We start from the raw sequence: 13,961 nt of genomic DNA on the forward strand, positions 1-13,961 counted from the left end.
CGGAGCCATTTTTAGGCTCTTACGAGGGCTTATTCAGGCTTCGGTGCCTCCTCAGCATCGGTATCCTCGACCCAGCCGTAGGTGCGTTCAACGGCACGGTTCCACTGGTGGAACAGGCGATCGCGCTCTTCGGCCTCCATCTTCGGACGCCACTTCTTGTCAATCGTGATGTGGGCCTTGACCTCATCCAAGCTCGACCAGAAGCCAACGCCCAGACCTGCACCATATGCAGCGCCGAGAGCAGTGGTTTCGATGTTGTTCGGGCGCGTGACAGTGACATCTAGGATGTCGGACTGGAACTGCATGAGGAACTCGTTCATGGTCATGCCGCCATCAACGCTCAGCGTCGTGATGTCCGTGCCGGATTCTGCGACCATGGCATCGAGAACCTCACGGGTCTGGTACGCAGCAGCCTCCAGCACAGCGCGGGAGATGTGGTTGCGGTTAACGAAGCGAGTCAGGCCGACGATGACGCCACGGGCGTCCGGCTGCCAACGAGGAGCGAAGAGACCGGAGAATGCCGGCACGATGTACACGCCACCGTTGTCCTTGACACTCTTTGCTTTGTTCTCGATGGAAGCGGCATTTGGAATCATTTGCAGCTCGTCACGCAGCCACTGAACAAGTGCGCCGCCCATGGAGACAGAGCCTTCGAGAGCGTAGACCGGCTTCTCACCCTCGACCTGGTAGCAGACGGTGGAGATGAGGCCGTGCTCGGACCACTTCGGGTTCTCGCCGGTATTCATCAGCATGAACAGGCCAGTGCCGTAGGTGTTCTTGGTGTCGCCCTCGCCGAAGCAGCCCTGGCCGAACATGGCGGCCTGCTGGTCGCCGAGAATACCTGTAATGGGCAGGCCGGACAGCGCATCGCGGGCGCGAACGCGGCCGAAGTCGCCTACCGACGGGCGGATGTCCGGCAGCATCGACATTGGAATGCCAATCTCACGGCAAATGTCCTCATCCCACTCGAGGGTCTTGAGGTCCATCAGGAGAGTACGGGATGCGTTAGTGACGTCCGTTGCGTGAACTGCAGATTCGCCGTTGTCGCCCTCTGCGCCGCCGGTGAGATTCCACAGCAGCCAGGTGTCGATAGTGCCGAAGAGTAGGTCGCCAGCCTCAGCCTTTTCGCGAGCGCCCTCGACGTTGTCGAGAATCCAGCGTACCTTTGGTCCAGCCGGGTAGGAGTTGATACGCAGGCCCGTGGTCTCACGCCAGCGGTCCGCGCCTTCATCCCCCATGAGCTCCTTACAGATGGCGTTCGTGCGGGTGTCCTGCCAGACGATGGCGTTGTAGACCGGTTCACCAGTGTTCTTGTCCCAGACGACAGTGGTTTCGCGCTGGTTGGTGATACCGATTGCCTCAATGTCCTGGGAGGAGATGTCGCCATCAGCGAGAGCTTCACTGACTACGCGACGGGTGTTGGTCCAAATTTCCTGGGCATCGTGCTCGACCCAGCCCTCTTCCGGGAAGATCTGCTTGTGCTCCATCTGGGCGACAGTGACGATCTCTGCGTCATGGTTGAAGATGATGCAGCGGGTGGAAGTAGTTCCCTGGTCAATGGCGAGGACATATTTGCTGTGCATCATGGGGGATACTCCTAGCGAAATTGTGTGTAAATGTGAGTTTTCGGACTTGCGCTATTTTATTGTGCGATTACTCTCATATTCCCGTTATCCGATGGCAAAGGCAAGAGCGCCTGCAGCCACAGCTGCCAGCATCGGTGCGACAATCGGGACCCATGCATATGCCCAGTTCGCATCGCCCTTGCCCTTAATCGGGAGCACGAAAGCGTAGGCCAAACGGGGGCCGAGGTCACGAACAGGGTTGATAGCGTATCCAGTCGGGGAACCAAGGGAAAGACCAATCGACACAATGATGAACGAGACACCGAAGTAGGTCAGCGGGCCAAGCTCGCCGCCGGCTGGGCCGAACAGGATGAATGCGAGCAGAACGAAGGTCGCGATGAACTCGGTGACGGCATTCCAGAAGTTATTTGGATGAACCGGCGCGGTGAAGAAGTTGCCACCGGTTTCGGCATTCGCATTGGTCGGATTGCCGTTGTCGTCAACGCCATTGGCATCGAACAGCTGCTTAAACGCGGCCCATGCCAGGATTGCACCTACGAATGCGCCCAACAGCTGGCCTGCGGCATAGTAGGGGACCAGGCTCCAAGCCAGGCTGCCTTTGACTGCCAGGGCGACGGTTACCGCTGGGTTCAAGTGCCCGCCGGATACGTCGGCAATAGATGCGCCAGCGAAAACAGCCATGCCCCAACCGAAGGCAATGCCCATCCAACCAGCATTTGCTGCGCGGGTAGTCCGGAGGTTGATAGAGGCGCAGACTCCGTTACCGAGCAGAATCAGAATGGCGGTTCCGAAAAACTCCCAGAGGAATGCCTGGGATCCTGTGATTGTCTCCATGAGATGTAGAAACTCTCTGTGAGTCGTGACCGGGCAAGGTCACGATGAATCTTGCAACGTAGAATTCTTTAGGTATAAGAAATGCCGGCGAGAAACTATTTTTCGCCGGCACTTTTATTTCGACCCCATCAGCCCTTTGAAGTGCGAAGCCGTTTTCCCGAGAAGGAAGCTATTTCGTTGTGGCTACAGCGCTGGTGGCCATTCAAGAGCTAACTCGTATGGCCACCTAGGGGAGGGTGGGAAATGAACTAGCGGTCGAGGCTGACGTCGACATCCGCGCGAGTCTCCACTGCGTGAGCAGCAATCTCGTTAGCGGCCTTGTCGGTCAGTTCATGCTCAGCTGCCAGGGTTGCTTCGACGCGTTCGATGAAGACCTTGATTTCCTTCTCCATCGTCTCCTTGTCCCAACCCAGAGCTGGGGCAACCAGTTCCGCGGTGGCCCGGGCACTGTCGACGCCACGGTGTGCGTACTCCATGGAGACACGCAGGCGGCGCTCCAGAATATCGTCGAGGTGCATTGCGCCCTCGTGGGTCACTGCGTAGAGGACCTCAGCGCGCATGTACTGCTCAGCGGCCTCCAGTGGCTCGAGCAGGGACTTGTCCTCGGCTGCCGGAGCCAGAACCTCGTAGATGAGGGAGCCGTAGCGGTTGAGCAGGTGCTCGACCTGCTTTTCGGTGATACCGAACTGCTTGGCCAGCGCTGGCTTCTGGTTGTTCAGTGCGTGGTAGCCATCGGCACCGAGCAGCGGGACATCAGCGGTGACGGACTCTGGTACCTTGCGTGGAACATCCTGGACTGCAGCGTCAATGGTGTCGGCGCCGATGACGCGGTAGGTGGTGTACTTACCGCCTGCGACGGAGACCATGCCCGGAGCAACGTGGGCAACAGCGTGGTTACGGGAGAGGTTGGTGGTGGAGTCGGAGTCGCCTTCCACCAGTGGACGCAGACCCGAGTAGACACCGACGATGTCGTCGTAAGTAATCGGACGACGAACCTTGGCGTTGACGTGATCGAGGATGTAGTCGATGTCAGCGCGGGTAGCTGCCGGGTTTGCCAGGTTCATGGTCCAGTCGGTGTCGGTGGTACCGATAATCCAGTACTCACCCCACGGGATAACGAACAGGACGGACTTCTCAGTCACGAAGGTCATTGCCACCGAGCCCTCAAGAGCGGACTTCGGAATAACAATGTGGACACCCTTGGAGGTGTGGACGCGGAACTTGCCGGTGACGCCAGCCAGCTTCTCAATCTCATCGGACCAAATGCCGGTGGCGTTGACGAAAACGTTGCCGCGGATAGTGGTGGTCGCGCCAGTGTCGGTGTCAAGGAGCTTCGCGCCGACGATGCGCTCGCCTTCCTTCACGAAGTCGACAACCTGGGTGGAGGTGCGGACGTCAGCGCCGAAGTGAGCAGCGGTGCGCAGGACAGTCATGGTGTGACGGGCATCGTCAACCAGAGTGTCGTAGTAGCGAACGCCGCCGACCACGGCATCTTCCTTCAGGCCCGGAGCCTGCTTCAGGGTTCCCTTGCGGGAGTAGTGCTTCTGCATCGGAACCTGCTTGGCGCCACCCATGACGTCGTAAAGGAAGAAGCCCGATGCCATGAACGGACGCTCCCATACGCGGTGAGTCAGAGGGAAGACGAAGCGCAGTGGCTTAACCAGGTGCGGTGCCAGATGCGACATGGACAGTTCGCGCTCGCGCAGGGATTCAGCTACCAGGCGGAAGTCCAACATCTGCAGGTAGCGCAGACCGCCGTGGAACATCTTTGAGGAGCGGCTAGAGGTACCGCCTGCGAAGTCACGAGTTTCAATGACCGCAGTCTTCAAACCGCGGGTTGCGGCATCGAGCGCAGCGCCAGCGCCTACAGAACCGCCGCCGATAATGACGACGTCGTATTGCTCGGTACCGAATTTCTCCCAGGTCTTTTCATGCTGTTCCTTGTTTAGAACTGCAGATGGGGCGAGAGATGAAGAGGACGACATTTTCCAATCCTTCCCGGTGGGGGCGTTGATTTTTCGTCGAAGAGAATTTCTCGGCTCACGGCTCAGGTTACCAAAACTTGGCTTACTTGTAAGCGCTAACCTACGGTTACGTAGATATAAATAATGGGGCAAAAAGTCACGAAAATCGCGCCAGTAATGTTGTCCGATTTTCCGCAGGTAGATGGCTATGTTAATAGAGATTTACTGCTTTTAGACTGACAGTCAGCTGGCAATGAACCCCCCATAATGGGGGTGTCAAAGATGGCTGATGGGTGGGCAATGGGTGCACGGCGGGCGTGTGGCGTATTTGAGAGGCGATGACTGGAGCTGCGCTCGCATTTACACATGAATATGAGCCTGTAACGACATTTATTCATGGGTCTCAGATACCAGTACATATCGCCCCGCTAAGGGGTGCGAAAGATTGTAGAGTAAAGGCCATGTTCAAGGATCCTGTGTACTTAACGATTATCGGATTGGCGCGCACCGTCTTCTTTGCCCAAGGTTTGAAGTTCACCGTTAAGGGCTGGGAAAACGTGCCGAAAGACTCTGGCGCCGTTCTCGTTACTAACCACACCGGATACATGGACTTCACCTATGTCGGTCTTCCATTCCGCAAGCATCGTCGTTTTGTCCGTTTTATGGCGAAGAAGGAAGTTTTCGACCATTCGATTGCAGGCCCAATCATGCGTGCTTGTAAGCACATTCCGGTCGACCGCACCGACGGCTCCAAGTCTTTCGAAGAGGCCTGCGCAAAGCTGGAAAACGACGAGTTGGTAGGCATCTTCCCGGAGTCGACTATCTCGCGCAGCTTTGAAGTCAAGAATCTGAAGTCGGGTGCGGTGCGTATGGCGCAGCGCACCGGCAAGCCCATCATCCCAGTGCTGATTGTGGGATCCCAGCGCGTGTGGACGAAGGGGCACCCCAAGCATCTCGGTCGCAGTAATACTCCGATTCATATTACGGTTTTGCCGCCGTGGACCCCGGAGGGCGATCCGGCAGAGGCCACCGAAAAGCTACACGAAATCATGGATCAGGGTGTCCGTCAGCTCTGGGACGAGTACGCAGCTGAAGAAGGTCCGCTGCCGAAGGGCGCCTACTGGGTACCGGCTCGCCTTGGCGGCGGCGCACCGACTTTCGAAGAGGCCCAGGCAGAGGACCTGAAAGTCGAAGAAGAGCGTCAGCGTATCCGTCATTTGCGCGGTGACCTGGCCGCATTCAAGGAAAAGCTAGCCGAGTCGGCGCGTGAATTCGGCGATAGTGCGCGTGAGTTCGGCGATCAGACCAGGCAGCAGTTCCTCGATGCCTCGCACACGATGAGCGCGGAGTCTGCTCGTCGAAGGGAACAGACGACCGCGCTGTTGGCGCAGTTCCGTCAGTCTGTGGAACAGATGGCTGATGATGTCGTCGCCGGCGCCAAGGAGAGCAAGGAGTCCGTGCGTACTGCCACGGATTCGATGCGTGTGACGTTCCGCGAAGCGTACGTGCAGCTCGAGAAGGCCTCCGCCTCTGGTGTTGAACAGACGCAGCAGACCGTTTACCGTCTTATCGGCCAGTCGATGATGATTCGCGACAAGCTTCCACAGCGCTTGAACAGGCTCATCGCCGCTCAGCCGGAGACGTTTATCTTCGATTACCCCGCATCGCTTGCCGACGACGCGGGCACAATTAGCGAAGAAACTATCAAGGCCTTGCAGCAGCTCGGTGATGTCGGAGCCACAATCGTTGTTCTGCACGAGTCGGGAGATAAGCCGAATCTATCGGCTTTGGAATCGGTTGACCTGCAGGTCGTGGAACTTCCGGAGGGCGCCAGCAAGCTGGACGTCACAAATGCGGTGGTTAGCACGCTGCGCAAGCAGGCTCGCAAGGAAGAAACCGCGATTCTTTTCGCCGGTCGCTCGAACTTTGAGGAAGCTACACAGCGTGTCGGCATGCCGGTAGTTATGGCCGATGCGGACTGGGCCTTGCTGAAGAACGCGGACTGGGTAATTGACACTGTCGAGCATGGGGGAGTAGCCACAACGCTGCAGTTGTTGCACGACCGGTTTTGCGATGACGGTGAAGATGACAACAGTGAGGACGGCAAGTAGTTCGAAGTGACCGAGAGACTACATCCACTACTCGTAGCTTCGGATATTGACGGGACGTTCATCGACTCGCGGGAGCGGGTAACTCCCCGCCTGCGACAGGCCGTCACGCGAATGCTACGCCGCGGCACCCCGTTGGTGCTGGCCACGGGAAGGCCGGCCCGGTGGTTGCAGCCAGTGCTCGAGCAGCTGCCGGTTCAGCCGTTGTGCGTGTGCGCCAATGGCGCCGTGATTTACGACTCCGGCCGTGATGAAGTAGTTGCCGCCAACACACTGAAGCCAGAGACGCTGCGATACGTCGTTAAGCATGCGCGCGAAGCGACGCGATCCATCGGTGGAATCGGCATTGCGGCAGAGCGCGCTGGGACATCGGCGAATGACGCCATCGATGAGCTTTTTGTGGTGGCACCGTCCTATGATCATGCGTGGGAATCGGATGAGCACGGTGAGCTTGCTGAAGAGGCCGTGTTGTCAGAACCCGCGACGAAACTCTTACTGCGAAACTCAGATGTGAACAGTGCCCAGCTATATGAACTGGTCGCCCCCGCAATTGACGCGAGCCTGGCGCACGTGACCTACTCCATGCCGGACGGGCTTTTGGAGGTGTCCGCGCCGGGCGTGACTAAGCGCGCCGGGCTTGAATACGTATCTGAACTGGTCGGAGCGACCGCGAAAGATGTGGTCTGCTTCGGTGACATGCCGAACGATATCGAGATGCTGTCGTGGGCGGGCACGGGTGTGGCCATGGGCAATGCGGCTGACAACGTCAAGGAGATTGCAGACGAAATCACCGCCACCAATGATGATGACGGTGTTGCTCGTGTGCTGGAGCGCTGGTTCTAGCTAGCCTCGAGGTTTTTCCCCGCGCCAGCTGGCTGACCAGTGCTCGACAGCGTCTGCTTCGGGTTTACTGCAGCGTTTACTTCAGCTCGGTCTTGACTTCGCCGGTGGTGCGGTCGAAGGTGATTGAACCGTTCTGGAACTCAGCGCGCTCGATGTTTCCATCGACCACCTGGGTCTTCGTCGGGGCACCCAGCTTGCCGACCTCGAAGCCCTGGCGGGCCCACTCATCAGCAATCTTGCCCCAGATAGCGTGCGCGCCGGTGGTGTCGGAGTCGGTGATTACGCCGTTGGAGAACTTCACGTAGCGCAGGGCATCGGCCTGGCCAGCATTGTTCGCTACGGTAGAACCGCTCTGGATACCGGACATTGCGTAACCGAGAACGGAGCCCATTTCCTCGGAAACTTGGCGCCATTCGGCAGCCAGGTCGTTCTGCTCATTGATAGTGATGATCTTGTCAATCAGTACCGGCAGGTCAGCGATTGACGGGCCGTTTTCAATCGAGCGTCCAACGGCACCCAGAATCGCATCGGCGGTCTGTCCGAGCCCCGGTGCGCCGAGCATGCCCAGCGCCGAGGCCAGCATCGAACGTGCACCCGAGACTGTCTCCAGAGCCTGTGCCTTCTGCTGCTCGTCGGATGCGCTCGGCGAGGAGGAGTTGCTCTGCTCGCTTGCCGACGGTGCGGAGGAGTCAGCCGAAGCAGTGTCACCGGTGTTCGTGGCGTCGGTTGGCTCCGAGGTGTCCGAAGTACCCGAGGTGGTCGAGTCGGAGCTCGACGTTGTCGACGAAGTGGTGCTCGATGCGCTCGAGGACTTCTCGGAGGACGAGGTCGTGGACGTACCCGTGGATGCCGAGGTGGTCGAAGTGGTCGAGGTAGTAGAGGTCGACGTGCTCGACTCGGTCGATTCGCTCGACTGCGAGTCTGTGTCCTCGGCGGTCTTATCGTCCTTTTCATCCTGCGGAACGAGGAGGTCAATCAAGCCGTCAGGGCCCTCATTGTCAATCTTTCCGCTGGTGAGTGTGTTGTACTTCTTCTCGGCAATCGAGCGGATCTTGCTCATCTGGGCGTAGCCAGCATCACCCGGGCAGGTGGTGTTACCAACGTCGCGGTGCGCGAAGATTGTCGGCAGAGTGACCTGCTGACCGTATCCATACTTGGCGTAGCTGGTGCCACCCGAAGTCATCTGAATCTGGCCGGTCGGCTTAATGCCGGCGACCTTCAGGCGCCAACCAATCATATTGCCCACCGAGTTCAGTGCGGCCTCGCTGGGAGCAACCGAAGAGTAGTTACCCATCATGGAGATGCCGAAAGTACCGGTGTTGAAGCCACCTGCGTGTGCGCCCTGGACATTCTTATCCAGCCCACCGTAGCGGCCCTCGTAGATGTTGCCGTACTTGTCGACAAGAGCGTTGTATCCGATGTCGCACCAGCCCAGAGTCTGTGCGTGGTACTGGTAGATGCCGCGGACGATACCAGCGGACTGGCTCTCGGTGTAGTTGTTTGAACCAGCGGTGTGGTGCACGGTGGCACCGACAAGCTTGCTGTCGTAGTCCGCGCCCTTACAGCGGTTGTTTTCGTTGGCGCCCCAGCCGGCACGGGTAATGACCTTCGGCATGCCCGTGACATTCTTGGCATCCACAATTGGGTCGATGCCGGATGCAGCAGCCTGGCCGTCGATTAGCACTGCGTCGACCTGGTCGATCGGCAGTTCATCGGCGACCGGTTCGATGTCCGTCCACTTCACTGGGAGATTCGGCGAGTCCAGATTTGCAGCGTCGTTAGCGCTCGGAGCAGTCGGGTCATCGAGTGCGTCCCCAGGAGCTGCATCCGGAGTCTGCTGGTAGTCGGAAGTGGCATCGTCAACGGCCTCGGCGACATCCTTGGCCGCATCCGTAGCGGAATCCTTTGCATCCTCCACGGCCTTCTTCGCGTCCTCGGCATTAATCTCGTCGAGGTTGAGCTTGGACAAATCCAGCTTCTCAGCGCCCTTGATGTCCTTCAGATCCACGCCGGAACCCGGACCGAAGATGTTAAGTCCGTGGGTGGAAACCTGAACGCGCTTGGTTGGCTCGATGTAGATGAGCTCCGTTCCGTTCAGGCCGTTGCCATTGCCTTCAGCGGGGTAGTCCGGGTCAACGCTGAACCAGTCGGACCAGGAGCCGTCTGCTCGCTCGGCGCGGACGAAGCTGGCGATATCAGGGTCACCGGCCCACGTCAGCGCAAACTGGGAAAACTCAGTATCGGAGGTAATTTCCTTGACGACACCGCGGTTGGGATGAGCTTCGTCGGCAAGCGACTGCGTTGCGATTGCTGCATCTTCGACGAGAACGGAGACGCTGTCTGCAAGCGACTTGCTCTGGACAACGGGGTCGATGGGGCCGGCGCCGTTTTCCTCAATGAGGTCATAAGCGGCACCTGCGCCGACAACGGCAACGGGTGTCAGGGCAAGGGTCGCCACGGCAGCGAGTACCAAGGATTGCTTGGCACCTGCGCGGCGATTGATGCGGCGGCGACTAAACACGGTAATAACTCCTGGGTGATTACGAAAATCTGGTGTTACACCACAAATGTGATGTGGTTATGCCTGGATTAGATAAGCGGGGGGGGGCTTAGTTCTGAGGTGCGAACCAGGCCTGCGTAGCTTCGGCAGGGTTGGTTGGCAGGGATTCAGTTAGAAACTCACCAACAACCTCGCCTGGCGTGGGCGTTTCCACGTTTCCGAGGGAACCGCCATTGTCGCTCGACTCACCGGTGCCCGGAATCGGCGGAATGCCGGCGGCCTCTCCGTCCTGGTTGTTCGGATCCGTCGAGCGGCCGGCAATATCCGCTCCACCGGCACCATCAAACTTGGCTTTGGCTGCAGCGCGGATGGCATCCATCTGCTGGTAGCCGAAGGTGCCTGGGCAGGAGGTGTAGCCGGTGTCGCGGTGACCGAAGATGGCCGGGAGGTTCACGGTCTGGCCGGAGCTGTAGCGTGCCTTCGAGTAGCCGGCGCTGGTCAGTGCGGCGGTGGACATCGGATCGACGCCGCCGACCTTCATGCGCCAGCCGACCATCTCGCCGAGTGCAGTGACGGCCGCATCCGGAATCTCCAGCTGGTCGTGATTGCCCATCACCGAGATACCGAAGGTGCCGTTGTTGAAGCCACCTGCGTGTGCGCCCTCGATGTTCTTGTCCAGGCCGCCGTAGCGGCCCTCGTAGATGTTGCCGTACTTATCGACCAGCGCGTTGTAGCCAATATCGCCCCAGCCCAGCGTATTTGCGTGGTAGGCATAAATGCCACGGACAATGGCTGGTCCCTGGGACTCTGAGTAGTTATTGGAACCCGCGGTGTGGTGGATGCACGCGCCCTTGAAAGTGCTGTAGGAGCTCGAACCGCTGCGGATGGACTCATCTGCGCCCCACGCTGCACGGCTGATTACATTTGGCGCGCCGGCAATCGACGACTCGTACGCAACTGGCTGAATAACCTCGCCGACCTGCTCTACGCCGTCGATGAAAACTGCCTGGACAGCGTTGAGGGACAATGCGGCCGTAGCGCTGACGAGGTCCTGCAGGGAATCGCCGATAGTGGCGGGGTCAAGGTTGTCGATACCAATGATGTTGCGGGGATCCAGGCCTTCGAGGAGGTTCAGGCCGACAGTCGACACCTGCACGCGACGGGTGGGCTCAACGAACAGCAGCTCGGTGCCCGACTGCCCGGAGTTATTCATCGGACCGTGCGAATCAGCGTGGAACCACGGGCCAAAGCTGCCGTCTTCGCGCTCGGCGCGAACGTACAGCTGCAGATTGTCATCGCCCGGCCAGGTGAGTGCGAACTGGGAGAACGGTTCGTCGCGGGTGATGTCCTTTACGAATCCGCGAAGCGGGTGCAGGGCATCGGTAATGGCATGCGTGCCGACGGCTGCGTCGTCAATCATCATCGTGACAGCGTCAACCAGCGGTGATGTCGAGATCTTGGCTGCGATGGGGCCTACGCCTGGGCTTTCAACCAGGGTAGGGGCCTGGCGAATACCCCATGTTGCTAGCGGAGCTGCGGCAGTAGTAGCTGCCAGTCCATAGAGGAAGGTTCGACGGCCCATCGACGGGGCATTGATGCGACGGCGAGTTGGCACGGTAAAAGCTCCAAAAAAAATGGGGTACAGGGTTATCGACCCGAGGTCTACCCGGGGTCGAAGGGAAGGAAAGTTGCAAAGCAACAGAAAATTCTGAGAAGGATGTTACCAGTGTGACTAAAAAAATCTAGTGAGACATCTGTGTTTCCTCGTTAATTTTGGGAAAATTATCAAATAATGTGACCAAGCGAACGTTGGGCTGGGCTCACATGGACGTCGTAAAGCCCGCGTGTACACCCGCAAACCGGATGGAAATGCAATAGGTTTTAAGGCGTGAGTAGCGAAAAGAACACCACTGCCAATGAATTTGCTCCGAAGTCCCTACAGGACATCAAGGACAACACCTACGACCTCATCGTGGTCGGTTCGGGTTTCTTCGGTTTGACCGTTGCTGAGCGGACCGCCACTGAGCTGGGTAAGCGCGTGCTCGTTGTCGAACGCCGCAACCACATCGGCGGCAACGCCTACTCGGAGGCAGAGCCGGAGACTGGCATCGAGGTGCACAAGTACGGTGCGCACCTGTTCCATACCTCTAATAAGAGGGTGTGGGACTACGTCAACCAGTTCACGGACTTCACCGACTACCAGCACCGCGTGTTCGCTATGTACAAGGGCACCGCGTACCAGTTCCCGATGGGGCTGGGGCTGATCAACCAGTTCTTCGGCAAGTACTACAGCCCGGACGAGGCGCGCCAGCTGATTAAGGACCAGACCGATGGTCTGGATCCGCGTGACGCGAAGAACCTTGAGGAAAAGGCAATCTCCCTGATTGGTCGCCCGCTGTACGAGGCATTTGTCAAGCACTACACCGCCAAGCAGTGGCAGACCGACCCGAAGAACCTGCCGGCCGGCAACATCACCCGCCTGCCTGTTCGCTACACCTTTAATAACCGCTACTTCAACGACACCTACGAAGGTCTGCCTGTCGACGGCTACACCGCCTGGCTGGAAAACATGGTGACCTCCGACAAGATTGACGTCGTTGTCGATGCCGACTGGTTTGAGGTGCGCGACGAACTCCGCGCTGTCTCCCCGGACGCCCCAGTCGTCTACACCGGCCCGCTGGACCGCTACTTCGACTACGCAGAGGGCAAGCTGGGTTGGCGCACGCTGGACTTCGAGATGGAGGTTGTCAACACCGGCGATTTCCAGGGCACTCCAGTGATGAACTACAACGACGCGGATGTGCCGTACACCCGTATCCACGAGTTCCGCCACTTCCACCCGGAGCGCGATTACGTCAAGGACAAGACGGTAATTGTTAAGGAATACTCCCGCTTCGCCGACGATGGCGACGAGGTGTACTACCCGATCAACACTCCGGAAGACCGCGAGATGCTGGAGGCCTACCGCAAGCTCGCTGCAGCAGAAGCGCAGGAGAACAAGGTTCTCTTCGGTGGTCGTCTGGGCACCTACCAGTACCTGGACATGCACATGGCAATCGGTTCTGCACTGTCGATGTTCGACAACAAGATTGCGCCGTTCTTCAACGACGGCGAAGCAATCGAGCAGGAGCGCGGGCACTAATTTGCCGCTTCCGGCTCCCGCGCTAGTATTGCGCGAGTGTCGCGTGAGAAAACCCAAACCGAAGTTCCCCAGCAGGGGCCATTGCTGCAGCGTGTGAACAAGTTTCTCACCCTACCAGTGGCTCCCGTAATTCTGGTTCTGATCGGTTCTCTTGGCACACAGGCCGCGGCCGTGCTGGTCACTGGCATGCTTTCCACGGTCGGCGCGCCGGGCATATCGGGCCTGCGCATGACCGCCGCCGCCATCATTATGGTGGTTCTGTTCCGACCAAAACTGTCCGGAATGACCCGCGCCCGCGCCATCAACATCGTGGTCTACGGCATCGCCATGGGCATGATGAGCATGATGGTGTACGCCGCCATCGCCCGCCTCCCACAGGGTGTCGCCGTCACCATCGACTTCCTCGGCCCCTGCGTCGTGTCTTTCCTGGGACTGAAAATGTGGCGTTCCCGCCTGTGGGCCATCGTCGCTTTCATCGGCGTTGCACTGATTGCCCAGCCCTCCAATGACCTGGACCCTATCGGCATTGGTTACGCCGCAATCGGCGCGATCTTCTTCGGCGCTTACACGCTCTTCTCCGCCCGAATGGGCAGCACCGAAGGCGGTGGCATGCCAGATTTGGCGCTGTCAGTGGTCGTCGCAGCAATCGTGCTCGCGCCGTTTTCTGTTTCCGCTGCACCGCTTGTCGACGGTTCGATGTGGGCCACCATCGTTATTTCCGGGTTTATTGGCGCTGTTATTCCCTACGTGATGGACACCATCGCTGCGGGGATTGTCTCAGCGGCGGTCGTCGGCACGCTCTTTGCACTGGACCCGGTCATCGGTGCAATCCTGGGCTGGGCGTTTTCCGGTGACCGAGTGACTTGGTCCATGGCGCTGGGCATCGTGCTAATCGCGGCGGCTGGCGCGATTATTACCTGGCGCGGGGCGCGGGAGTCGCGCGAGCTGCGGGGGCTTGCGCAGTAAAAATGCGGATACCAGAAC

Annotated in this window: 9 protein-coding genes; 4 read left to right on the plus strand and 5 right to left on the minus strand. The window is 58.9% G+C overall.

The annotated features are described in order from the left end of the window. Nucleotides 1–29: 29 nt before the first annotated feature. The 3 genes from glpK to HMPREF2681_RS06640 all read right to left on the minus strand — a co-directional run bounded on the left by glpK (nt 30) and on the right by HMPREF2681_RS06640 (nt 4,405). A complete protein-coding gene (gene glpK / locus HMPREF2681_RS06630) occupies nt 30–1,586 on the minus strand; it encodes a glycerol kinase GlpK (RefSeq protein WP_070546503.1) in 1,557 nt (518 codons plus the stop codon). An 84-nt stretch (nt 1,587–1,670) separates the two neighbouring features. After that, entirely contained in the window at nt 1,671–2,420 is a 750-nt protein-coding gene (locus tag HMPREF2681_RS06635) for an MIP/aquaporin family protein (RefSeq protein ID WP_179078173.1), read from the minus strand. A gap of 248 nt (nt 2,421–2,668) precedes the next feature. Continuing rightward, nucleotides 2,669–4,405 (minus strand): glycerol-3-phosphate dehydrogenase/oxidase, encoded by a 1,737-nt coding sequence (locus HMPREF2681_RS06640; protein ID WP_070546505.1) that lies wholly within the window; start codon nt 4,403–4,405, stop codon nt 2,669–2,671. A 440-nt stretch (nt 4,406–4,845) separates the two neighbouring features. On the opposite strand from HMPREF2681_RS06640, the gene HMPREF2681_RS06645 reads away from it, so the two are divergent. Together HMPREF2681_RS06645 and HMPREF2681_RS06650 are read left to right on the plus strand one after the other, a co-directional pair. Continuing rightward, the gene (locus HMPREF2681_RS06645) at nt 4,846–6,495 is read left to right on the plus strand and encodes a lysophospholipid acyltransferase family protein (protein ID WP_070546507.1); all 1,650 of its coding nucleotides are present in this window, start codon (nt 4,846–4,848) and stop codon (nt 6,493–6,495) included. Between the two features lie 6 nt (nt 6,496–6,501). Then, nucleotides 6,502–7,335: a Cof-type HAD-IIB family hydrolase gene (locus HMPREF2681_RS06650; protein ID WP_070437289.1), complete on the plus strand. Its 834-nt coding sequence runs from the start codon at nt 6,502–6,504 to the stop codon at nt 7,333–7,335. 76 nt (nt 7,336–7,411) lie between these two features. Here the strand turns inward: HMPREF2681_RS06650 and HMPREF2681_RS06655 are convergent, their stop codons facing one another. Then, on the minus strand, nt 7,412–9,856 hold the full coding sequence (locus tag HMPREF2681_RS06655) for an N-acetylmuramoyl-L-alanine amidase (RefSeq protein ID WP_070546509.1): 2,445 nt from the start codon (nt 9,854–9,856) through the stop codon (nt 7,412–7,414). 88 nt (nt 9,857–9,944) lie between these two features. Then, on the minus strand, nt 9,945–11,450 hold the full coding sequence (locus HMPREF2681_RS06660; RefSeq protein ID WP_070546511.1) for an N-acetylmuramoyl-L-alanine amidase: 1,506 nt from the start codon (nt 11,448–11,450) through the stop codon (nt 9,945–9,947). Nucleotides 11,451–11,780: 330 nt separating this feature from the next. Here HMPREF2681_RS06660 and glf point away from each other — a divergent pair, with 330 nt between their 5' ends. Further along, entirely contained in the window at nt 11,781–12,977 is a 1,197-nt protein-coding gene (gene glf, locus HMPREF2681_RS06665; protein WP_042388989.1) for a UDP-galactopyranose mutase, read from the plus strand. 36 nt (nt 12,978–13,013) lie between these two features. Next, nucleotides 13,014–13,943, plus strand: coding sequence for an EamA family transporter (locus HMPREF2681_RS06670; RefSeq protein ID WP_224784018.1), 930 nt, complete (start codon nt 13,014–13,016; stop codon nt 13,941–13,943). Nucleotides 13,944–13,961: the final 18 nt, after the last annotated feature.

Origin of the sequence: Corynebacterium sp. HMSC064H12, assembly GCF_001809925.1 — a bacterium.
Lineage (GTDB): Bacteria > Actinomycetota > Actinomycetes > Mycobacteriales > Mycobacteriaceae > Corynebacterium > Corynebacterium jeikeium_D.

What these genes read in the sequence shown, in the direction of transcription:
- glpK (WP_070546503.1), bottom strand. Translation starts at nt 1,586, where the DNA reads ATGATGCACAGCAAATATGTCCTCGCCATTGACCAGGGAACTACTTCC.
- HMPREF2681_RS06635 (WP_179078173.1), bottom strand. Translation starts at nt 2,420, where the DNA reads ATGGAGACAATCACAGGATCCCAGGCATTCCTCTGGGAGTTTTTCGGA.
- HMPREF2681_RS06640 (WP_070546505.1), bottom strand. Translation starts at nt 4,405, where the DNA reads ATGTCGTCCTCTTCATCTCTCGCCCCATCTGCAGTTCTAAACAAGGAA.
- HMPREF2681_RS06645 (WP_070546507.1), top strand. Translation starts at nt 4,846, where the DNA reads ATGTTCAAGGATCCTGTGTACTTAACGATTATCGGATTGGCGCGCACC.